This is a genomic window from Halomonas sp. KG2, from assembly GCA_030440445.1.
In the GTDB taxonomy this organism is placed as follows: Bacteria; Pseudomonadota; Gammaproteobacteria; order Pseudomonadales; family Halomonadaceae; genus Vreelandella.
Genome location: CP098528.1, coordinates 930310 through 952206, shown reverse-complemented (window position 1 = coordinate 952206; position 21897 = coordinate 930310). Strand labels below are relative to the sequence as shown.

Sequence of the window (21897 nt, the reverse complement as noted above, 5' to 3'; positions counted from 1 at the left end):
GCCCTTATTTTTTCAATATGATATAACATAACAAATTGAATCAGAATAGCAATTAACCGAGAGGCTGCAAGCTGATGTCTCAATTCACACCCGGTAATGCCCCTCTCCTGCGCGCCAAACAAATCAATGTTCTGATCAGTGGCCAGCATATTTTGAGAGATATTAATCTGACATTGCACCGTGAAGAGATTGTCACGCTGATTGGCCCAAATGGCTCAGGAAAATCAACGTTAGTTAAAACATTAGTTGGGGCCATTAAGCCAACATCAGGTTACGTCGCCATCGATGAGAATTTGTCTATCGGTTATGTGCCCCAGCGACTCCATTTAGACCCAACGCTACCGATGACGGTCTCACGCTTCCTTAACCTTCCTCACCGCCATGCCCGCCGCGATGTGCAGCAAACATTAGCAAACGCTGGGGTCGAGGCATTGGAAAATTCCGCCATGAGCCACTTATCAGGCGGCCAACTCCAACGGGTACTGCTGGCCCGCGCGCTTATCACAAAACCAGACATCTTAATTCTCGACGAGGCAACACAAGGGTTGGACTATCGTGGCATCGCGGACTTTTATAAAAAAATTGAAGAGGTTCGTCAGCACTACCGCTGTGCCGTATTGATGGTCAGCCATGACCTTCATGTCGTCATGCGCACCGCCGACCATGTGCTGTGCTTAAACGGCCACATCTGTTGCGAGGGCAAACCAGAACGTGTTGCGTCTTCCCCAGACTATCAAGCGTTATTCGGTGAACAGACAGCACAAATGCTGGCTTTTTATCGTCATCACCATGAGGAGGCAGCCCATGTTGGATGACTTCATGTGGCGCGCTACTCTGGCCGGCATATTCGTTGCCCTTGCCGCGGCACCGCTTGGCTGCTTTGTGGTTTGGCGACGTATGGCTTACTTCGGCGATGCGACATCTCACGCCGCCATCCTTGGTGTTGCACTGGCTTTAATGTTTAACCTCTCTATTTTTGCAGGCGTATTAACCGTTGCCCTCACCATGGCCGCTTGCGTAACGCTACTCAGCGGGCGCGGTTATGCCATGGATACGCTACTCGGTGTCATGGCTCACTCAGCCTTGGCGATCGGCCTGGTCGCCGTTTCATTTATTTCGGGAGTCCGGATTGACCTGACGGCATATTTATTCGGCGATATCCTGGCCGTTGGCCAGGATGACCTGTGGATCATCGGTGGCGGCGCATTACTGATATTGGCGTTACTCTTCTGGCGTTGGTCGGCACTTCTGACTGCCACACTGAGCGATGAACTTGCCTACGCCAATGGCATTCAGCCCCGCCGCGAGCAATTGGTCTTAACGCTCTCTCTTGCCATGGTCGTGGCTGTGGCACTCAAGGTGGTCGGTGCATTGCTAATTGCAGCCTTACTGATTATTCCTGCTGCAACGGCAAGGCCTTTCTCCAGAACGCCTGAAATTATGGCACTAGTAGCTATGTGTATTGCGACATTGGCGGTTACGTTGGGGCTCAGGGCCGCTTACTATTTTGATACCCCCACGGGGCCGACAATTGTTACCTTGGCCGCTGGCTTTTTCGCGCTTTCGACTCTAGGGATAAATGCTTTTCGCTATTTAGGCCAACGTTAGGTATCTGTCAGGTCAAATGGTTATCCCAGCGGAATTCCTGGCTGGCGAGCAACTCGGGCACTGCCGTGTCAGGGGTTACACGGTAGAGTCCGCCCTGGCCGGAGGAGACCAGAAAGCCGCCGCTCCCATCACAGCGGGCACCGGCAGCGTCGGGTAGCTCCAGGTTAGCGTTCAAGCGGCCCTGTTCAGCATCTAGCAGCAGCACCCGATTGCCGCGAGGAGCGGTCACCAGAACAGTTGCTGAAACACGGCTAAACGCGACGCTAGCGGTGTAGTGCCGAAGGCTGGTGGTGACCTCATCGGGCAGCGCCAGCTCAGAGAAGCCTCCGGCAGCATCCAGACGACAAATCAGCGGATAGGACTCCCACTCAGGGCCTTCAAATTGGTATCCGGCGATCACCGTGCCGTCCGCTGCCACGTCTAGATGACGGCAGCTAAGCTGGTGGTGCGAAGGAGCATGGCGGGCTACTACTTCGCCGCTGTGGCGATTCATAAGCATCAGCGCCGGGGCCATAGTGTCCAGATTGAGCTTAACCCGACCGTAGTCAGGGTGAGTCTGGATTCCCCCCAAACCAATCACCAGAGTATCACCATCCGGCATCAGCCGAAGCTCATGGGGCCCGATACCATCCAGCGACATATCGCGCACATGAGCGTAGTCGTTGGCAGCATCGTAAACGCGCACCAGCCCGGCGCTGTCCGCCAAACGATTGGCGGTGACATACAGATAGCGCCCGTTCAGGTCGAAAACCCCATGTCCATAGAAATGGTAACCTTCTCCCGCTGAAATGGTGTGAGCTAAGCGCCGATTAGCCCCATCGATCACATGCATTCGAGTGCCGGGGCGGCGGGCAAAAAGTACTGCCTGGTGGGAGCTAGGACGTAGACAGCCCCCGTGACAGCGCTCGGGCACTTCAATCATAAAGCGGCTTTTACCATCCAGTGCCACTCCAGCGATGTAGTGCTTTCCATCAAGATCATCAACCGCGCTAAACAGCCAGTCAGCATTTTCGCGCCCCGGCACCGCCCAGCTCAGTGGTGTTAATGCCATTAAGACGCTTCCTAGCCCAGCTTTCAGCACCTGCCGTCGCTGCATCGCTCAATCTCCATCGCTAGAATTAAAGCCACGCACGAGGCCAAGCTCGGCCGCAATTTCGGTTCCCAGCAGATAGTTCAACTGACCAATATTGAGATAAAGCGACTGCAGGTCACGAAAGGCTTGATCGTCCAGTGACGTTGTCAGCCCCGAAGGCAGATCACTCGCCTTGGCTAACGTCTTGTCCAATTGATCACGAAATGTCTCGGCGAGTGGCACTGCATCGGCTTCGCGCAGCAACGTCGAGAGCCCTGGAAGAAACCCTGTGCGCAGCCCTTCAAGCGTACTTTCCACCAAACGAATGGAGTTACCGCTACGCCAAGCTTCCGCTAAATAGCGATTAGCAGGCGTCCCTTGTAGCCCCATTGGCTCACCAAGACGTTTCTGCTCTAGGGTTTCGATTGCTTGAATGGCGTTAGCCAGTGTGGTTTCGGTGTAACGCGGGGTATCACGATAGTGCATACCAAAGGCCTGCCAGTCGCGCTCCAGTGCGCTACTCGTGTCTACGAGATGAGTAGAGATAGCCTGCAACAAGCCGCACATAGCCGGTTCACCAAGTGGCCGGTCACTCATAGCATCGTCATATAGCAAGTACTCAATAGCCGGAAATCCCTGAATCGCGACGCTATCGCTAGCAATATCTTCGGCCGTTGGCGTGGTGTCCGCTCTCAACCATCCTTCTACCTTGCTACCTACAAGGTTTTTGCGGTCTGGCCAGAACTGAAGTTGCCAGCCACGGCTATTCTGCTCAATGGGCCCAAACTGGACAAAGCGCACCGCCTGCCAAGCTTGATAAGCCCCCAGCCAGTCGCTTTCAAGCCGCTGCTTGAGCGATTCATCGGGCGCTTGGCAAAAGCGCGTTGCACTAGCCTCCAGGCGCTCAGAGGCATGACTGAGTTCGGCATACTGCTGCGCTATCGCGCCATGCCAGATATCACGTGGTGTATTGGTGTCCGTATCAGCGGAACCCAGTGCAGAAAAGGGAGCCGCTAAAAACGCAACGGCTACCCCCAAACGACGAAGAGAAGAAATCACATTAACTCCTTACCAATAGCCGACAGCCGTAACAGAAGCGTTGTAAAGCTCATAAAGATTCAAGAAAGCGAATAAGTTCCGCGCGCTGGTCAGCGGGTAGATGTCGATAGGCTTGGGTGGCCGCCTCTGCTTCGCCACCATGCCAGAGAATCGCCTCTTCGAGCGTACGGGCACGGCCATCGTGGAGAAAGCCAGCCCGAGGATTCACCGTTTGTGTCAGGCCAATACCCCACAACGGAGGGGTGCGCCATTCGCGCCCATCCGCTTGAAACTCACTACGATGATCGGCCAAGGCTTCGCCCATATCGTGGAGCAGTAGATCGCTATAAGGCCATATTTCTTGATTCGCCAACGCCGCTCGGGGAGCATCCGAGGCGGTACGATGGCGGGGGGTATGGCAGCTTGCGCAGCCCAGTGCGTTAAATGTCTCGGCCCCCTGTATCACCTCAGGATCATCCATGTTGCGGCGCATCGGCACCGCCAGGCTAGAGGCATAGAAGGTGATGAAGTCTGCAATTTCATCGCTGACTTCAGGCGTTCCACCATCAGGAAAGGCATCGCACCCCTGACTCTCCATACAATCCGTTTGCGGCACTAAGCGAGACGTTAGCCCCATATCGCCGGCGAAGGCGTGCATGCTCTGCTGCTCAATGCTGGGCTCACCCGCTTTCCAACCAAAACGCCCCATCACCGTGGTGCCACTGCGCACATCCCAGACTTGGTTATAGCGCCCGGAAATGCCATCGCCATCGGCATCGTTGGGGTCGGCAGCCGCCATCAGGTCTGCTTCAGGAATCGCCTCCAGCAGGCCCAGGCCAATCATTGGTGGCGCCAACCGCGGCGACGTCAGCAACGTGTTCGGTAACTCACCGTAGGCAGGTTCGGCAATTGAGTAAAGCGGCTCCTGCAAGGTAACGCTATGGCCGTCGGCAAAGCCCACTTCCCGCGGACGGTACTCAATGATCAGTTTGCCCTCCGGCTGCACGCCAGGAATCGCAGAGGTTTGTAGCTGCAAACCGTAGTTGGGTACCGGGAGCGCGCCCCGTTGCTCCAAAATTTCCGGCTCCGACTGATTGGAAGGCAGCGAAAGACGCAGAAACAACGCGATGGGGGTTTCATCTCCCATCGGTGGGTGGCCTCGCCCATCCTTGAGATGGCAACCTTGACAACTATTGGTATTAAACAACGGGCCCAGGCCATCACGGGCCTCAGTACTGGCAGGTGCTACCACCCAGGGGTTGCGGAAAAAGCTATTGCCGACGCTGAAATCAAGCCGCTTGGTCATCGACATGTTACGTAGCGGTAATGAATAAGCGTTGTGATCAAATTGCTCCACTGCCCCATCGCCACCGCTCATCGGCGACGATTGAATGGCGGGAGATTCAGCCGCCTGTAAAGAGACCACAAACAAAGAGGCCGCCAACAGTGCTAAGAAAAGGCAGCATTGAGCGAGTCGCCTGAAGGCAAAAAAGCGAGAGAGGTGGCACATAAATATACCTTGAGACAAACGACAAAAGCCGTCCGACAGCCAAGCTGCCAGACGGCTCATAAAATCAAACGAATGATTTAGAAACGATGGCCTGCATCATCCGGCTGCAAAGAGGTAACCCCCAACTCACCGGCGGCTTCTTCAAGGGATGCCGTTTGCGCCACCAGAGTGAGAATCGCCTCGTTGATCAATTCACTGCCCTGCTCATTACCCGGCGCAATCATCATATCGAATGCCATCGGCGAGCTTTCCGCTTCAGCCGCTTGCTTGATAGCATCAAGCCGCGCCATGGTGGCTTCAAGCTGCTCACCAAGGGTATCGGCTAGCTCGCTATCTGTCTGAGACAGTAAGTCTTGCAGCGAAGGCCCCTCTACCACACTGCCATCAAGGCGCTGATAGCTGCCGGTGTAGATATTCTGAATCCCCTGGCCGTTGTAGTAGTGAGAGTTGTGGGTATTATCGCTGAAGCAGTCGTGCTCATCCTCAAAAGAGTTGGCTTCAAGCGCGACTTTCAAGCGCTCTCCCGCTAGTTCACCCAACGATAGCGACCCCATACCAAATAGCATACGGCGCAGGCCTTCCTGATCACTTTCAGCCAGCAGTTCCTGACGATAGTTGCCTTCAACTTCAGGCGACCACTGGGCAACCATCCACTCAAGATCACTGACTAGCAGGTCCGACACTGCATCCAGGTACGTCCGGCGGCGATCGCAGTTACCATGGGTGCAGTCATCGCCGGCTTGGAAGTCACTCACCGGACGCTCACCACTGCCTGCTTCGAAGCCATTAAGGTCCTGCCCCCAGAGCAGAAATTCGATGGCGTGGTAGCCGCTGGCGACGTTGGCTTCTGAGCCCCCCACTTCGTTAAGGTCGGCTAAGAGCTCTGACGTAATATCACTGACATCCAGGACTTCCCCCCCTATCGTGATACGTTCGTTGGCAATGATATTAGCAGTGGCCCCTTCATTACCCAGCTCATGCTGATAGCCATCGCTTTCGACATAATCAATCATGCCTTCATCCAGAGGCCAGGCGTTCAGCTGCCCTTCCCAGTCATCCACCACCACATTGCCAAAACGAAATACTTCGCTTTGCTGATACGATACCCGTGCTTGCAACCAAGCTTGCTTAGTTGCGTTAAGAGCCTCAACAGTAGGGTTGGCCAGCAATTCGTCGATACGCTCGTTCAACACCTCGGCGGCATTGAGCGCATCGGCGTAATTAGCATGCGCCAAGTCGGCATAGTGATGAACCACAGCGCCGGCGCTAACAGCATCGTCAGCGGAAACGGCCAAAGGCATCAGCGCGCTAAGCGCAACGATACCTGCAAGAGGGCGACGGAGCATGATGACAGGCATTACAGTGTCCTTTAAGCGATGGCATTAAGAGTTTAGTGTCGTTTCCCTGTAGATTAATGTAATTCATTTACTTATGACATTCAATCTCACTTGCATAAAGATATGGCGCTTTTATTTGTTAAATACGCGCCTTTTGCATAACGTCATTACTTTCTTATCCTGGGAAGACGGCCATGTTGGATTACAAACTTCTCCATGCTCTGGCCACTGTGGTGGAGTGCGGCGGTTTTGAACGAGCAGGCGATACATTAGGACTTTCTCAATCAGCCATCTCCCAACGTATAAAAGCACTGGAAGTACGTCTAGGCCAGCCAGTGCTAATGCGCCATCCTAAGCTTTCACCTACACCTGCTGGTCAGCGGCTACTCACCCATTACCAGCAAGTACAGCTGTTAGAACGCGACCTACAGCAGACGCTACCTACGCTAGATAACGCAACGACCCGACTAAGAATCGCCATCAACGCTGACAGCGTGGTGACGTGGTGGGCAAACGCTGTGGCAGATATCTGTCAAACCGAGGGCGTATTGCTCGATTTAGTTATTGAGGATCAGGACGTTGGGCTTAACCGTCTGCGAGATGGCGATGTCGCAGCCTGCCTTTGCTCTACGCCAACACCCATCGCGGGCGCTCGCTGTATTAAAGTAGGCGAGATGCGTTATCTCCCGCTAGCATCACCTGCCTACGTGCAACGCTACTTTCCTGAAGGCCTTTCTCCAGAAGCTTTTCAGCAAGCCCCAGTGATTGTGTTCGGCCCTCATGACCAGCTTCAGCATCAGTTTCTTGCTCAGTGTGGCTATCACGGCCATTTCCCCTACCACCTGTGCCCTTCATCAGAAGGGTTTGTGCGTCTCGCCACCGCAGGCATTGGCTACGGAATGGTTCCACAACTGCAGGCACTAGACCAACTGCAAAAAGGCCATCTTGTCAGCATCGCCCCCGGCCACTCGCTTACCGTGCCACTTTATTGGCATTTTTGGCGCCACAGTGGACAACTAGTCCAGCGCCTAACTAAAAGTCTGAACTGTCTCATGCTTTAGACCCATTGTCGGCCACTCGCTTTGAAAGAGGTCTACACTTTGCCTAGGAGCAAAACCCGCCCAAGGCAGGCAAGGGAACCTAGGCACTAAGACCTAGAAGCGATAAAGCCCAACGCAAAAATAACCAAAATAGCGATATTTATGGATGCTTACTGTTGGTTAAAGCGCCTTCCGGCTGGCTTGTTAGTGCTTATTATTAGCTGGCATTCACAAGCAAGTGCTGCAGCTACCATCGTCGTCTCTCCCGAGCAGGCGCGTTACGACTTAAATGAAGCAAGCGGTTACTGGAATACCTTAGAATCGCTAAACCTACGCGATGTTTTAGCATTATCTCCTTCATTTAAACCGGTCCATCACGCCTCTAACCTACATTTCGGCTATACACAAAGCGATGTCTGGCTAAAAACACAAATTCGTAATGCATCGTCCCTCCCGACTACCTGGATGGTTAAATTCGAATACCCATTTTTAGACCATGTCACTCTGTATACGCTGAGGGAACACGCTAGCGATGTTCAGTACAGCGGAAGCGCCGTGCCAATTGACGAGCGATCAATCGCCCACCGACAGGCCGTTTTTCCGGTGATGCTGGTCGGCGGAGAAACCGTGACGCTTTATACCCAGGTAAAAGCCACGGGCAGTAAGTTTCTGAGCTACAGCTTAATGACGCCAGAGGCGTTTTATACTCAAAATGACCGGCATAATTTCTGGCTGGCGACTTACTTCGGCATGCTGCTAGCATTAAGCATTTACAACCTGCTGCTATTTTTTGTGCTTAAAGAGCACGTATTTCTCTACTACGCGCTATTTGCCTTCGGGTTTACACTGGCAAGTTTGACGTTCAATGGCCTTGGCACGCTGATGTTTTGGAGTTTCCTAGGCGATAACACCGCGCGCCTGGTAGCGATTGGCTTTACCTTTGCTTCTGCGATGGGCGCCCTATTCACGCAAAGTTTTCTTAACACGGCCATCTACTGCCCACGTTGGCATCACATCATTACGCTGTTTCGCGGCTACTGCTATATAGCGCTGGTAGCGATGATATTTTTGCCACTTCAACCCGCCCTACGCTTAATGGATATAACAGGGTTTGCTGCCTCACTATTAATGCTCGTGTGCGGTATTTATTGCAGTTGGCGCCGCGTGCCTAGCGCCCGTATTTTTGTGCTCGCCTGGTCAATATTTCTACTTGGGGCTAGCGTGTTTGCACTTCGAAACCTTAGTATTCTACCCGCCAATTTCCTAACCCTTCACGGAATACAAATCGGCTCAGCCATTGAGATGTTGCTGCTATCTTTCGCACTAGCCGCACGTTTTAATAAATTAAAATGGCAAAAAGAGCGTGCTCAAGCAGAAACCGTCGCAATGCTCAAAAAACAGGAAGCTGTTCTAGAAGCAAAAGTAGCCGCTCGTACTCAGGCACTAGAGAAGCTAGCCAATCACGATATGCTCACCGGCTTGCTTAACCGCAACGGGCTGACACGCTGCGCAGAAGCGGCTCTTGAACACTGTAGAAAAACGCATACGCCTTTAGCACTGGTCATGTGTGACCTTGACTGCTTCAAACCAATTAACGACCAGTATGGCCATGAGGTAGGCGATTTCGTGCTTCAGCAAATCGCCAAGCGTCTCGTGCACGTCGCACGTGGGAGTGATCATTGCGCGCGCTTTGGCGGCGACGAGTTTATTCTCTTACTGGAGGGGATAACTGATCAGACTGCGTTAGAGGAGATGCGTAACCGTATCGAACAGACCGTTCGCTCACCTATCAAGCTACCTGATGGCACGTTAGTTAGCGTCGGCGTCAGTATCGGTATTTGTATTAGCTATGCAGATAACGACACGTTAGCCAGCCTGCTTCGCGAAGCGGATAGCCAAATGTACGCCGCCAAGTCACGCCAAACCACCCGTTACTATGGCTATGGTTCAGCGTGATCCTGACGGATAGAACACGATATCAGTCAAATAAACTCATACGTTTCATAACGTTATCGCGCTTGATTCGCCAGTGAAATAGAGCACCCGCAATATGCAGCGTAATAAGCACAACTAACGCCCACCCTAAACGCTCATGCCAAACAAACAGCGTTTGCGAAAGCGCTTCGTTTTTGCCCAATACCCCCGGCAAATGCCATTGAAAAAACTCAACAGGAAAGCCGCCGGTAGCAGTGGCTGTCCAACCAATCAGTGGCATAACCACTAGCCCCGCATAAAGCAAGTGATGCACGCTAGTACTGATAATTCGCTCGAAGGCATTGAGCGGCGGTTCGTGGTCGGGCACAACAAAAGCTAGCCGCGTAATAATCCTCAGCGTCATTAGCAACAGTATCGTCACGCCTAAGGTTTTATGGCTGGTATAGAGCACGTTGGTAAGCGCATTCCCAAGCAAATCAACGGCGCGCTCATACCCCAGGAAGCCAAGCGTCAGACCACTTGCCAATGACAGCAGCACGGCGACTGCCACTAGCCAATGCAACACTCGGTGAGGATAAATATAGTGATCTAGCTCGTGCATTCAGAACTCCTGGCTCATTCGCGTCATGGTAGTTAGCTTAGCTCAGTCAGGTTGCGTTAGAAAAACTAAGAAACCTCTGATTAACTATTGCGCTTGTCCATACTGCGTTAAAAATCGCCTCAAAATGCTCATTTACAACTCGTAAACTCCGCTTTTTCGTTGATTTTTGCCTTGTCTGGCCTACGCTCATAACATTAATCAGAGGATCCTAAATTATCGAGCCCCTCACTGAGCCGTATCACAATCAGCCCCCATTTGGCCGCCTTTGGACCAATTTTCCTGGGTTACTTCTTGAAAAAACACCTGCACGCTCACTGGGTCGGTACCATACACATCGCAGAACGCATCAGTAATACGCTTTGCCAATTCTCGCTTTTGCGCAAGATCACGGGGGAATTGCTGGATAGTGACTATAGGCATCTTAGCTTCCTATCAATGAACATGTTAAAGCAACACCTTATAACGCTTCACTAGGTGCCGCTAGCTGTTCGCGAATCAATTCTCCTAAACGCCGCGCAGGCTCAGAAGGACGGTGTGGAGCACGATGAAGCGCTAGCTCAATCATTGGCAAGGCAGGAAGGCCACTACTGTCATCCAGCGGGCGCAGCGAGGGGGTCAACATACTACGCGTTACCACAACAACAGCTAACCCCGCGGTTACAATAGGGGCAAGACCCGCCATTGACTGGCTGGTATACGCAACGCGCCAATCACGCCCAGCCCCTTGTAACGCCTGCTCAGCAACCTCGCGAAAAACATCAGCGCCGGGAGAGTAAAGCGCCAGCGGAATAGGGTCACTTAGCGAAGGCTGCTGATTTACCCCTACCGCCCACATCAGTGGCTCACGACGAATCACATCGCCTCCTGGCGAATTTCGTTGGCGAGTCACCAGCGCCAAGTCCAACTCTGCTGCTTTGACCTGTTCGACCAAATGAGCACTAGTGCCACACTTTACGGTTAGCCCCACCGCAGGATACAGCTGGTGAAAGTACGCAAATACTGACGGCAATAGCGACGCATAGTCTTCAGGAATACCCAACGTTAAATCGCCCGTTATCTGGCGCGCCTGCATATCGCTCCACGCGTCGTCATTGAGTGCCAATAGGCGGCGCGCGTGTACCAGCAAACGATCTCCTTCTGGGGTGAAACGTAGTCGTCGCCCAGCTCGCTCATGCAAACGCACATCAAGCTGCGTCTCTAAACGCTGTAACTGCATGCTCACTGTTGACTGGGTATACGCCAGCCGCTTTGCCGCTGCCGTAACGCTACCTGTATCGGCAATAGTAACCAGCGTACGAAGTAGCGTTAAGTCAAATGTTGGTGCACGCATACATCACCATTATTGATAATAATGATCATAAAAGATCGATATTGTGATGAGTGTTTACTGAGTATGCTGCGCGTCTCAGGTTTAACGCAAGGAGAGATGCCATGCATCCCGTTCATTCCCCGGCCGTCATATCCCCCAGGTACAGTGTATGCGCAGCACTTGTGGCGGTGATGTTATGGAGCATAGCGCCGCTATTAGCAGAGTTGGCTCGGGATACCTCTCCGCTTCAGCTCACCGCACTTACGCTGCTTGCAGGTGCACTGGCAACATTGCCACTCAGCCGTCGCGTTAACGTCGCGGCTTGCCGTCCTCGCTGGCAAATTAGCGTATGGCTTGGCCTACCACTATTGATCGTTGGTGCTGTTAGCAGTTACTACATTGGCATGCGTCTAGCACCTGCCGCAGAAGCCGCTTTGATCACCTACACCTGGCCAGTGCTGTTTGTACTATTAAGCCAATGGAGCCGGTTTGGTCGTCTGCATATCGCCAGCGTGACAGGTGCGCTAATTGCTTTTTCGGGTGCCGCTATTTTGTTACTGCCGCAAGCCTTAAGTGGCGGCTTTGGCGGGGCTGCTTCAGGGTATGGGTTAGCGCTACTGGCGGCTTGTTGCTGGGCGCTCTACTCCTGGCTCGGGCAAGTAGCTCCTGTATCGCTAACACCATTGCTCCCGCGGTTATTAATGATCGCCTGCGCTGTTGCAGCCTGCGCCAGCTTGATAGTGGAAGGAACCTTCATCATGCCGCAGGGTGAGGCTCTGTTGGCGGGTATCGCGCTGGGGCTTGGGCCGTACGGCATCGCTATGGTGGCCTGGGATAAAGCACTACGCTTTGGCCAAGCCAGCCTAGTCGGCAGCCTTGCCTATGGCGTACCGATCCTAGCGGCACTGCTACTGGTACTGGCAGGCGTCAGCGTGTTTGACTGGCGGCTACCAACGGCCGCCTTATTGGTCGTCGTAGGCTGTTTAAAAGCAAGCCGCTAAACACTATTGACCTAAATAGCGAGGCTTTGCGATACCTTCCAGCGCATCAAGGGGGATCGTCAGAACAGGCTGGCCGGCTGCATAAGGGGCAATTTCATAGACGTTGTATTTAACTTCCCAGGCAGTTGCCAACGGGGCTATGTTGCGGCTCTCGCTGAGCGGCCAATTGAGGGCAAACTGCTCATCATGACCCATCTCCTCTATCCAGCGTTGGTGGGCCTGATCAAGCAGTGCTTGAAAAGCGCCCTGCTGGCCTTCCAACAACATATCGTCTGGATCAACCACACGCAGCTGACGCTCGTCTATCACCATAAACTCAGTCATTGGCAAACCATGCGCTTGCCCCGCATGATAAACGTAGCTACTTAGCTCAAGTATCAATAAGTCGTTGTGCTGCCCATAAACCTTAGCTTCTAATACCGCTTCGCTAGTCATTGCTCCAGGTGAGGTGCGATTATCTTCCTCAGCTAGCTCAAAAAAGTTTTGTGCATAGGCCTCCCAGCTATCAGCTGGCAATGCATCCTCCTCAGTGATGCCCATTGCAAGCGTTAACAGCCGTTTTTGTAACTGCTCCGTTAGCTCTGCAGATTGCGGAAACGCGAGCGCAGACACGGTGACGGTAGAGCACTGTTCAGCCTGACACTCAGGTGCTATGTACTCTTTTTCAACCGCTTTGGAAGCAAGCGTAAGTGACTCTGCAGAAGCATCATCCGACGACTGACAACCACCTAGTAACAATAAACCAATCACCGTTAAACCGAATGAATAGCGCAGCATAAAACCTCCTTGTGAATAACGTAGGCACCTTCAAGCCACGTAAATAGGAATACAAAAGCAAACGCCCCTGCTGTCTCCAGCAAGGGCGTTGCATCATACAACGTGCGCTACATTACGCGTCAGGCTGCATTTCTGTTGGCTCTGTATTGACTTGCAACTCAAACATGCCGCTGCCGCTAACTGCGAAACCACGTGCAACAACAGTGTAGGTACCCGGCAAAAGCGCCTGCTCTAAACGCGAGTTAGTGCCGCTACCGCCGTCATCATCGCTATAAGAATCACCGCCGCCACTTAGCTCTAAATACGTATCAAAGTCACTTGAACGCATGCTGAGCCTAACCAAAGAGCTTTCTTCTAAAGTGAGTTCATAGGTCAACGGCTCACCACTATACCAGCCAGTGAGCGTTTCATTAGCTGTTAACTCACCCTCATTACGTAGTTCTACACCCTCCGGCAATTCACGCGGCTCTACTGAAAGCGTAAACAAACCGCTGTCGGAGCCATACGCCGTGCGTGCTGTTAATTGATAACTACCCGGTGCTAAAAAGTCGGCAATACTGGCATCCAGATTGCCAGCACTATCGTCATCTTCGCGGAAGTAGCCATTTGGCCCTTCCAGCACAAGATAAGAGTCGATATCGCTTGAGCGCATATCAATTTGATACATACCCGCTTCTTCGATCTCTAGTTGATAGCTTCGCTCCTGGCCGCTAAACCAACCATTCAGCGTTTCGCTGGGCACAACACTCCCATCATTGCGCAGATCGTCAGGCAATTCACGTGGCTCCGCACTCAACGTAAAAAGACCACTCCCTTCGCCGAAGGCAGAACGTGCGGTGACGGTGTAATCACCAGGAGCAAGAAAGTCTGAAATACGTGCATTCAAGTTGCCAGCGCCATCATCATCCTCACGGTTGTAGCCGTTCGGACCAGACAGCTCCAGATACGCATCAAACTCATCGGCACGCATCTCGATTTGATACATACCTTCTTCTTCAACGGTTAACGTCACTTCCCGTGACGTGCCACCTAGCCAACTATCCATCGGCTCGCCAATGGTCAGCGTGTCAGAATCGCTCAGCTCAACCGTGCGGCTATTAAGGGTGAATGGGCCATAGCTGCTTGCATCCGCCCCACTGACGGCCACTACGTATTGACCATCTTTTTCGATACGATGACGAACGGTCTCGGCATTCTCCAGCAGCTGCAGCCCATCGTCATAGAGAGCAACGACTCCCCTTAAGGCACCACTGAGAGAAAACTCGACTAACGAGTCCTCTTCCAGATTGATGACATAGCGCACATAGCGGCTACCATCATTACCGTTCAGCTCCGCTGCCGAGGTAATCTCTCCCCTAGTTTGCTCACCTAGCGTAATACTTTCGAGCCCTGCTAATGCTTGGGAAACCTGCCCCTGCTCCGCACTGGTAGGTTCTGCGGCGCTTGTCGTTGATGTAAAACTGGGCGCCGCCTGAGCGGCTAACAACCCAACAGCAACCCCACCGGCGGCAACCAAAATTAGCGTTAGAGAAGAAGACTTAGCCATAGGTGCATCCTTGTTTATTGGCAAACATGTAAAACCTAGCGAGTGCTAATTATATGATGCCTATCTGAGTAAAGTGAGCCTTTATCTAAAATTTATACCAGACACATGACACCGCCGAGTTACATCGACCACACTTCGTTAACTTGCTGAATCACAACGGCACTGAAGAAAGTTGCAAAAAATCTTAATTTAGAAGCCAATTGCACCGATCTTCGTAAAGCTTGCCGTATTAAAATGACCACGTTACTATCGGAGCAGATATCGGTAAATACTCCGACACATAAAGAATCGGCACAATGTAAACTGAGGCACTCCAATGGGAGCATCTAAACGGTTCATCCGCACGAGCTGTGCTGCGGCATTACTCACCTTCTTTTCCACTGGTCATGCATTTGCCACAGAAATTCAAGAGGGAATCGCATCCTTTTACAGCGATCGCTTCCAGGGTTCCCCTACAGCCAGTGGCGTACCTTTTGACCAACAAGCGCTAACGGCTGCTCATCCAACGCTTCCTTTTGGCACCAAGGTGCTAGTTACCCGCCCTGATACTGGCCAGGAGGTTGAGGTACTGATTAATGACCGCGGCCCCTTTGTTAAGGGACGTATTATTGACCTATCAAAACGGGCAGCTCGCCAACTCGGCATGATTCGACGCGGCGTTGCCCCCGTCATGATCACCCTGGTCGATTAACGGATAACACACCCGCAAGTGTGTGATACCCCTTAAACAAACAGCGTTGAAGAAGATTAAGCTTAATTGAAAGCGGCTCACCAGAGCCGCTTTTTTATTGCACAGCAAATTAACTCTTCGACGAACTTGAAAGCGCGCTAACGGTCTCTATGCTGCAAGGAGATTTGTTTAAATCACACATGCAGGAGGCACCCATGCAATCTCGCTTTTTTACCTTAACGAATTACCCCACCGGCTTACCTAAACGCGAACTATTTTCACTGGAAAGTCAGGAACTTCCCGATCTTGACGAAGGTGAAGTCAGGGTTCGCAACCATTGGCTGTCCGTTGATCCATATATGCGTGGACGAATGACAGGGGTACGCACCTATGTCGCCCCTTTTGAGCTGGGCAAGCCGATGGAAGGTGGCGCAATTGGCGAGGTCATTGCGTCTAACCACCCAACCATTAAGGAAGGCGATAAAGTCAGCCACATGGGCGGCTGGCGGGATATCGCGCAGGTGTCAGGCGACAGTGTCACTGCGTTACCAGACAGTGACGTACCAGAACAAGCATATCTAGGTGTATTGGGCATGCCAGGTATGACGGCATGGACAGGCTTGAACCTTATTGCCGAGTGTAAACCTAGCGACAATGTACTGGTAAGCGCTGCCAGTGGTGCTGTTGGCTCGCTTGCTGTACAGCTGGCGAAAGCCAAAGGTTGCCACGTGGTTGGCATTGCTGGGGCTGCCCACAAGCTTGCATGGCTTGAATCATTGGGCGTTGAGCCGGTTAGCTACCAAGGCCGAAGTGCACAGGAACTCAGCGACGCTGTTAAGCTTGCTAGCCCTAATGGCATTGACGTGTATTTTGAGAACGTTGGTGGTATCTGCTTAGAAGCAGCGCTAAGTCAACTCAATGACGGTGCACGCATTGCTGTATGCGGCATGATTGACAGCTATAACGCCGAAGCACCGGCACCAGGGCCGAGCAACCTTTCCCAGTTGGTGGTACGCAAAGCTAAGATGCAGGGATTTATTGTTGCCGATCACTGGTCTAGCTATCGCTACTTCCTCAACGAAGTCTCTCCTCAGGTAGCGAAAGGCAATATAGCCTATAAAGAAACCGTCAAAGAGGGTCTTGAAAGCACACCGGATGCCTTTTTAGCGCTTTTTGAAGGGGGCAACACCGGCAAAATGCTGGTGAAGCTCACTGACTAAGCCATGCTTACGTCAAGTTAACCCCACATTGCTACCTCACTATTTCCTACCTCAATAACAAGCCGCGCCACGGTAACAGGCGCGGCTTTTTGGTTTGCAGCACTACTTAGCAAGCAAATTATTAGACCAAAAGTGAATTGATTATTAAAATTACCCATAATCAATGTGTGTTTTAACCCATCATCACTGCCAATGGGTTAGGGCACGTTGCAGATCTGTCGCTTTTCTAATTTTACCAAGCGGCTTCAATTCGTTGTTAATAGGGGTTTTCTCATGGATGGACACACGCGTGCCCACGGCAAATGGCCAGCGCTACTGCTTGGCCTGCTACTCGCGGTAGCTGGTGTTGCACTGACCATTGGCGGCGCTAAGCTGCTTAGTTTAGGTGGTAGCGCTTACTACTTAATCGCTGGGGTCAGTATTTTTGTTGTCGGTGTACTGCTGGCAATGCGCAAAGGCATAGCCTTATGGCTTTATGCAGCGGTACTTTTTGCAACGCTGCTATGGGCACTCTGGGAAGTTGGCTTAGACTGGTGGCAGCTGGTCCCCAGGGTTGCCATTGTCTGTTTAATTGGCATCATTTTACTGCTTCCCTGGTGGCGCAAACCGCTACATTCACGCGGCGGCAGCCTAGCGCTAGTGGCAAGCATTGTCGCAGCGATTATTGTGGCAATTGCTAGTCAATTCACCTATCCAGGTACTGTGGCAGGCACGATGGAGTCTGCCAATAATAAAGAGGTTAACCCAGCCCAGGCTGCAGGCGATGACTGGCCTGCCTACGGCGGCACTAATGCAGGGACGCACTACTCCTCGCTTAGTCAGATTACTCCCGAAAATATAGGCGAACTGGAAGAGGTGTGGCGTATTCAAACCGGTGATGAACCCGGCCCCAATGCACCGCCTGAAATCACCAACCAAAACACGCCGTTAAAGGTCAACGATAGCCTTTATATTTGTACATCGCACAGCCGTGCGATGGCACTGTCGCCCGAAACCGGCGAAACCCTGTGGGCGTTTGATCCCAACATTAGCACCATGGGCGCAGACGACTTTTCCGGTTGGGCACATATGACCTGCCGCGGCTTGGCGTATTATGATGCGGCTAATTATTCCAGCAGTACTGAAGATTCCACCATCGATAAACCAACACTGTATGCCGATGGCAGTCAGTTTGAACTCGACCTCTCCTTCTCGCTCACCTCAGAAGAAGACTCCACGTCTGAGCTGTTAAGCGCCACCGATGTCATGTGCCCACGCAGGCTTTACCTACCCACCGCCGATGCCCGCCTGATTGCACTCAACGCCGATACCGGGGAGCGCTGTGAAAGTTTCGGCGAAAACGGTGAGATCGACCTGACGAACAATATTGGCGAGTTTAGCCCAGGAGGCTATTACTCGACATCGCCTGCGACTGTCACTGAAGACTTAGTAATTTTGGGTGGCCACGTTACCGACAACAGCTCAACCGACGAACCCTCTGGCGTTATACGCGCCTTCGACGTACATACTGGCGGACTAGTGTGGAACTGGGACAGCGGCAACCCTGAAGACACCGCACCATTAGAAGAGGGCGAGACTTACACGCGTAACTCACCCAATGTGTGGGCGCCGATTAGCGCCGATGAAGAGCTTGGCCTCGTTTACCTGCCCATGGGTAACGCTACGCCAGACCAGTACGGCGCTAACCGCTCTGAAAATGATGAGACCTTTAGTGCCGGGCTAGTAGCGCTTAATTTGAACGACGGCCAAGTGGCCTGGGTGTACCAGTTTGTACACCACGACTTGTGGGACATGGACACACCTGCACAGCCCGTATTGATTGACTTGGCAACAGCAGATGGCACCCAGCCAGCCGTCATTCAGCCCACTAAACAAGGCAGCTTGTATGTGTTAAACCGTGAGACCGGCGAGCCGATTGTGCCCATTGAAGAAGTGCCCGCCCCTCAAGGTGCTATTGAAGGCGACTGGACGGCAGAAACCCAACCTCGCTCAGCACTGAATTTGCTACCACCGCCGCTTACCGAGCGCGACATGTGGGGCGCATCACCCTTTGATCAGATGATGTGCCGCATCCAATTCCTCTCGCTGCGCTATGAAGGCCAGTACACACCGCCTTCGCTGGAAGGCAGCATTATCTACCCTGGCAACGTTGGGGTGATGAACTGGGGTGGTGTTGCGGTAGACCCAGAACGCCAAGCACTGTTTACCGGCGCGAAGTACTTAGCGTTTGTTTCCAAGCTGATTCCACGTGATGAAGTTGAGGATGGCCAAGGCTCAGCTAGCGAGCAAGGCCTGCAGCCCAACACGGGTGCCCCTTACGCAGTAGAACTCGGCCCGCTGCTGTCAGTGCTCGGCCTTCCCTGCCAAGCACCCTCTTGGGGGGATGTGGCAGGAATCGACCTGCAAAGTAACGAAGTTGTGTGGAAGCACCACAATGGCACCACCCGCGACAGCATGCCCTTTGATCTGCCGATTGGTCTGAACGTCGGCGTCCCTGCGCTGGGTGGCCCGCTAACCACTGCGGGTGGCGTTTCCTTCCTAAGCGGCACACTGGATCAATACCTGCGCGGCTACGACATCACCACTGGCGAAGAGCTGTATAAAGCTCGCTTGCCTGCCGGCGGCCAAGCAACGCCGATGACTTACACCGGCGCAGATGACCGCCAGTATGTGGTCGTTACCGCCGGTGGTCACGGCACCTTCGGCACCAAAATGGGTGACTACGTGATTGGTTACGCTTTACCGGAATAGCCATCACTTAGCGTAGCGACGAACAAAAACGGGCGACCCAATGGGTCGCCCGTTTTTTTTGCTAGGGAGCCTCTGCTGATTAAAAACTCAACTCCACGCCGCCATAAACACTTCGCCCTGGGGCTGGCTCATAAAAGCGGCCAAAGGTGCCGTTTAAGCGCACATTGGCATAGTGCTCTTCATCAAGCAGATTGCGCAGACCAAGATAAGCACTTAGTCGCGTACCTTCACTTAACTGCCAACCATCACCTACCCGGAGGTTGAGCAGCCAATAGCTATCTACCTCCGTCGCATTAGCGTTATCCGCTACTAAATCACCGATGTATTCGGTTTCCAACGTGACGAAACGCTGATCAAGGTTTTCCCAGGTTAATTGATTGACCCACGTTTGCTCTGGCAATCCAGGAATCCGGTTGCCATCAAAGCGTTCACTAGGTGTTGCAAACTTATCGAATTCATAACGCGCGAGGGTTAAAGCGCTATCCAGACGCCACTGGTCGGCAAGCTGCCAGCCCAGCGCCAGCTCTAGGCCATCGCGATTTGTGTCACCTGCATTCTGATAGAAGGTACGACCACCCTCATCATACGGCACCAACTCATCGCGAACGCGGACCGAAAATAGTGCGAGATCGTAATCCATCGCCAACGGCTCAATGTAGCCACGCAACCCTATTTCGCGATTCCATGCTTTTTGCGGCTCAACAGCAGGGTTAAAGCCACCGCCAGCCGGGTTGGCAAACTCAGAAAACGTGGGTGTCTCAAACGCGGTGCCGGTATTAATATACGCTTGGTGCTGCGGACGATAGCGATAGCTTAGCCCCGCCGAGCCACTCCACTCGTTAAAGGTACGCTTCCCGCTTTGATCTCCGTCATCAAGAAACGTATCGTCGACGTCTAGCGCCACCCGGTCATATCGCGCGCCCAACGAGAGCGTGACCTGTTCCGAGAGCGCTAAATCCCCTTGGGCAAACACGCCAGCGGACGCCGCAGTTTGGGTTTCATCCGCTAACTGCTCGCCAACTACTCCCTGGGCATCGACATTATTACGAAAACGCTCATCCTCTTGGCGCGCCACATCCACCCCAACGATATAACTCAGCGGCAGGCTCCCTAACGCCACCTCGTGATGGTATTCAGCGCTTGCGCCCATATAGTCCCGCTGATAACCCAAACGACTACTGCCCACAAATGGAAGCTGCTGTTCAAAGCTACGCTGAGCAATTAAGCCCTTGAGATACAGCTCACCATCCCCTGCCGCTAAGTCTTCGTATTGCAGACCCAACAGCTGCTGATCGACGTTTTGCCCAGCATCTAGCGCTAGCGAATTGGGCGCAGCCTGATCGCGCCCAGCGGCAACTTCACGGGCATTAAGTGCACCGGGATCTTCCGAACGGGGGTTCTCCAGCAGATTAATAATCGCAGTAACCGCCCGCCCACTGCCGAGTTCTCGACGCAACTTTGCATTCAGCAAATACTTCTCGGTTGAACTTTGTTCACGATAACCATCAACGTTAAGCGCCGTCAGACTGATATGGTGCGACCAATCGCCCTGTACACCGCCATTTTGCAGTGCCACTTTTTGATAGCCATCACTACCTGCGCCCATCCGCAGCCGTGTACCAGGATTATCACGCCCATCTGCAGTGGTCACATCAATCACTCCGCCAGCCGCATTACCGTAAAGCACTGAAGACGGCCCGCGAATCACCTCAATACGCTCGGCACTGTCTAAATCAATGGCATCCAACTGCGCTTGACCATCCGGAAGTGTGTATGGAATGCCATCTACCATAACGGTAATCCCACGCACACCAAATGGAGCACGCGCGCCAAAGCCGCGAATAGCAATGCGTTGCCCTTGGGCGAAGTTATCGCGGTTTTGTAAAAACACCCCCGGTACTCGGTTAAGCGCTTCATCCAACCTCACCCGTTGCTGACCTTGGGCAATTTCTTCGCTCTCCAAGGTAGAAACGGCCGCTGGTGTGGCATACAGCTCGCGGGCTAAGCGCGGAGCGCTCACCTCTACTGTAGGCAGTACCGCATCTTCACCGCCGGGCGCCTGCGCCCACACAGGGCTGGCTAGAACAACGCTCGCGAGCAGCAGTGATGACGGTAGATAGTGACTCATGGCGTTCCTTATTCATCTGTAGTCGATGGGCTTTCGCAGCCCTAATTTCTTGAAGATCTAATTTTTTGAAAACCTAAGTTCTTGAAAATCTAAGCTCTTGAAAACCTAAGCTCTTGAATACGCCTACCTAAGCAAGTGAACGATAGCCCAAACACGAGGTCGTACCTAGGTCGCACTGATTCGCCAAACTTAATCATTGCGACTACGTTACGCTCAATCGCTGAACCGCACTGTTGCTAAAAGGCCAGCATTAGCAATCAGCACTAAAACCGTTATTGATATCTACATTATAGAGACCTACGTTATTAACCTGTTCGTTATTAACAAACAGACTGTATAAGCAAAGGAGGCTGC

General features: G+C 52.7%; 18 protein-coding genes. 8 read left to right on the top strand and 10 right to left on the bottom strand.

Features of this window, described 5'->3' with window-relative positions:
• Window positions 1–74: 74 nt before the first annotated feature.
• Entirely contained in the window at window positions 75–815 is a 741-nt protein-coding gene (locus NDQ72_04510) for a metal ABC transporter ATP-binding protein (GenBank protein WKD29216.1), read from the top strand.
• Window positions 805–1608 carry a metal ABC transporter permease gene (locus NDQ72_04505; protein ID WKD29215.1) on the top strand — a complete coding sequence of 268 codons (804 nt, stop codon included), beginning with the start codon at window positions 805–807 and terminating at the stop codon, window positions 1606–1608. Before NDQ72_04510 ends, NDQ72_04505 begins: the two co-directional genes overlap by 11 nt.
• Window positions 1609–1615: 7 nt before the next feature.
• Here the strand turns inward: NDQ72_04505 and NDQ72_04500 are convergent, their stop codons facing one another.
• From NDQ72_04500 to NDQ72_04485, 4 genes are all read right to left on the bottom strand, one after another.
• Window positions 1616–2704 carry a DUF1513 domain-containing protein gene (locus NDQ72_04500; GenBank protein ID WKD29214.1) on the bottom strand — a complete coding sequence of 363 codons (1089 nt, stop codon included), beginning with the start codon at window positions 2702–2704 and terminating at the stop codon, window positions 1616–1618.
• A gap of 3 nt (window positions 2705–2707) precedes the next feature.
• Window positions 2708–3739 carry an imelysin family protein gene (locus NDQ72_04495; protein WKD29213.1) on the bottom strand — a complete coding sequence of 344 codons (1032 nt, stop codon included), beginning with the start codon at window positions 3737–3739 and terminating at the stop codon, window positions 2708–2710.
• Between the two features lie 49 nt (window positions 3740–3788).
• Window positions 3789–5228 (bottom strand): c-type cytochrome, encoded by a 1440-nt coding sequence (locus tag NDQ72_04490; protein WKD29212.1) that lies wholly within the window; start codon window positions 5226–5228, stop codon window positions 3789–3791.
• A gap of 77 nt (window positions 5229–5305) precedes the next feature.
• The gene (locus NDQ72_04485; GenBank protein ID WKD29211.1) at window positions 5306–6586 is read right to left on the bottom strand and encodes a peptidase; all 1281 of its coding nucleotides are present in this window, start codon (window positions 6584–6586) and stop codon (window positions 5306–5308) included.
• A gap of 173 nt (window positions 6587–6759) precedes the next feature.
• Between NDQ72_04485 and NDQ72_04480 the strand changes: the two genes are divergently transcribed.
• Window positions 6760–7626 carry a LysR family transcriptional regulator ArgP gene (locus NDQ72_04480; GenBank protein ID WKD29210.1) on the top strand — a complete coding sequence of 289 codons (867 nt, stop codon included), beginning with the start codon at window positions 6760–6762 and terminating at the stop codon, window positions 7624–7626.
• 141 nt (window positions 7627–7767) lie between these two features.
• Complete coding sequence (locus NDQ72_04475) at window positions 7768–9561, top strand: sensor domain-containing diguanylate cyclase (protein ID WKD29209.1); 1794 nt, start codon at window positions 7768–7770, stop codon at window positions 9559–9561.
• Between the two features lie 22 nt (window positions 9562–9583).
• Here the strand turns inward: NDQ72_04475 and NDQ72_04470 are convergent, their stop codons facing one another.
• From NDQ72_04470 to NDQ72_04460, 3 genes are all read right to left on the bottom strand, one after another.
• Entirely contained in the window at window positions 9584–10141 is a 558-nt protein-coding gene (locus NDQ72_04470; protein ID WKD29208.1) for a cytochrome b, read from the bottom strand.
• 225 nt (window positions 10142–10366) lie between these two features.
• Window positions 10367–10561 carry a 4-oxalocrotonate tautomerase family protein gene (locus NDQ72_04465; GenBank protein ID WKD29207.1) on the bottom strand — a complete coding sequence of 65 codons (195 nt, stop codon included), beginning with the start codon at window positions 10559–10561 and terminating at the stop codon, window positions 10367–10369.
• Between the two features lie 37 nt (window positions 10562–10598).
• On the bottom strand, window positions 10599–11471 hold the full coding sequence (locus NDQ72_04460) for a LysR substrate-binding domain-containing protein (protein ID WKD29206.1): 873 nt from the start codon (window positions 11469–11471) through the stop codon (window positions 10599–10601).
• 101 nt (window positions 11472–11572) lie between these two features.
• Between NDQ72_04460 and NDQ72_04455 the strand changes: the two genes are divergently transcribed.
• On the top strand, window positions 11573–12451 hold the full coding sequence (locus tag NDQ72_04455) for a DMT family transporter (GenBank protein ID WKD29205.1): 879 nt from the start codon (window positions 11573–11575) through the stop codon (window positions 12449–12451).
• A gap of 3 nt (window positions 12452–12454) precedes the next feature.
• Here NDQ72_04455 and NDQ72_04450 read toward each other — a convergent pair whose 3' ends face one another.
• Together NDQ72_04450 and NDQ72_04445 are read right to left on the bottom strand one after the other, a co-directional pair.
• A complete protein-coding gene (locus tag NDQ72_04450) occupies window positions 12455–13228 on the bottom strand; it encodes an RsiV family protein (GenBank protein ID WKD29204.1) in 774 nt (257 codons plus the stop codon).
• Window positions 13229–13340: 112 nt separating this feature from the next.
• Complete coding sequence (locus NDQ72_04445; GenBank protein WKD29203.1) at window positions 13341–14774, bottom strand: hypothetical protein; 1434 nt, start codon at window positions 14772–14774, stop codon at window positions 13341–13343.
• 316 nt (window positions 14775–15090) lie between these two features.
• On the opposite strand from NDQ72_04445, the gene NDQ72_04440 reads away from it, so the two are divergent.
• From NDQ72_04440 to NDQ72_04430, 3 genes are all read left to right on the top strand, one after another.
• Window positions 15091–15465, top strand: a complete 375-nt coding sequence (locus NDQ72_04440) for a septal ring lytic transglycosylase RlpA family protein (protein ID WKD29202.1) — start codon at window positions 15091–15093, stop codon at window positions 15463–15465.
• 194 nt (window positions 15466–15659) lie between these two features.
• Window positions 15660–16664, top strand: a complete 1005-nt coding sequence (locus NDQ72_04435; GenBank protein WKD29201.1) for an NADP-dependent oxidoreductase — start codon at window positions 15660–15662, stop codon at window positions 16662–16664.
• Window positions 16665–16937: 273 nt separating this feature from the next.
• Window positions 16938–19415, top strand: a complete 2478-nt coding sequence (locus NDQ72_04430) for a glucose/quinate/shikimate family membrane-bound PQQ-dependent dehydrogenase (GenBank protein WKD29200.1) — start codon at window positions 16938–16940, stop codon at window positions 19413–19415.
• A gap of 79 nt (window positions 19416–19494) precedes the next feature.
• Here NDQ72_04430 and NDQ72_04425 read toward each other — a convergent pair whose 3' ends face one another.
• Complete coding sequence (locus NDQ72_04425; protein ID WKD29199.1) at window positions 19495–21543, bottom strand: TonB-dependent receptor; 2049 nt, start codon at window positions 21541–21543, stop codon at window positions 19495–19497.
• Window positions 21544–21897 lie beyond the last annotated feature (354 nt).

Excerpts from the sequence above, each read along its gene's own strand:
- NDQ72_04450 (WKD29204.1), bottom strand. The coding sequence starts at position 13,228 with ATGCTGCGCTATTCATTCGGTTTAACGGTGATTGGTTTATTGTTACTA.
- NDQ72_04500 (WKD29214.1), bottom strand. The coding sequence starts at position 2,704 with ATGCAGCGACGGCAGGTGCTGAAAGCTGGGCTAGGAAGCGTCTTAATG.
- NDQ72_04470 (WKD29208.1), bottom strand. The coding sequence starts at position 10,141 with ATGCACGAGCTAGATCACTATATTTATCCTCACCGAGTGTTGCATTGG.
- NDQ72_04455 (WKD29205.1), top strand. The coding sequence starts at position 11,573 with ATGCATCCCGTTCATTCCCCGGCCGTCATATCCCCCAGGTACAGTGTA.
- NDQ72_04485 (WKD29211.1), bottom strand. The coding sequence starts at position 6,586 with ATGCCTGTCATCATGCTCCGTCGCCCTCTTGCAGGTATCGTTGCGCTT.
- NDQ72_04505 (WKD29215.1), top strand. The coding sequence starts at position 805 with ATGTTGGATGACTTCATGTGGCGCGCTACTCTGGCCGGCATATTCGTT.
- NDQ72_04480 (WKD29210.1), top strand. The coding sequence starts at position 6,760 with ATGTTGGATTACAAACTTCTCCATGCTCTGGCCACTGTGGTGGAGTGC.
- NDQ72_04475 (WKD29209.1), top strand. The coding sequence starts at position 7,768 with ATGGATGCTTACTGTTGGTTAAAGCGCCTTCCGGCTGGCTTGTTAGTG.
- NDQ72_04430 (WKD29200.1), top strand. The coding sequence starts at position 16,938 with ATGGATGGACACACGCGTGCCCACGGCAAATGGCCAGCGCTACTGCTT.
- NDQ72_04465 (WKD29207.1), bottom strand. The coding sequence starts at position 10,561 with ATGCCTATAGTCACTATCCAGCAATTCCCCCGTGATCTTGCGCAAAAG.
- NDQ72_04445 (WKD29203.1), bottom strand. The coding sequence starts at position 14,774 with ATGGCTAAGTCTTCTTCTCTAACGCTAATTTTGGTTGCCGCCGGTGGG.
- NDQ72_04490 (WKD29212.1), bottom strand. The coding sequence starts at position 5,228 with ATGTGCCACCTCTCTCGCTTTTTTGCCTTCAGGCGACTCGCTCAATGC.
- NDQ72_04460 (WKD29206.1), bottom strand. The coding sequence starts at position 11,471 with ATGCGTGCACCAACATTTGACTTAACGCTACTTCGTACGCTGGTTACT.
- NDQ72_04510 (WKD29216.1), top strand. The coding sequence starts at position 75 with ATGTCTCAATTCACACCCGGTAATGCCCCTCTCCTGCGCGCCAAACAA.
- NDQ72_04435 (WKD29201.1), top strand. The coding sequence starts at position 15,660 with ATGCAATCTCGCTTTTTTACCTTAACGAATTACCCCACCGGCTTACCT.
- NDQ72_04440 (WKD29202.1), top strand. The coding sequence starts at position 15,091 with ATGGGAGCATCTAAACGGTTCATCCGCACGAGCTGTGCTGCGGCATTA.
- NDQ72_04425 (WKD29199.1), bottom strand. The coding sequence starts at position 21,543 with ATGAGTCACTATCTACCGTCATCACTGCTGCTCGCGAGCGTTGTTCTA.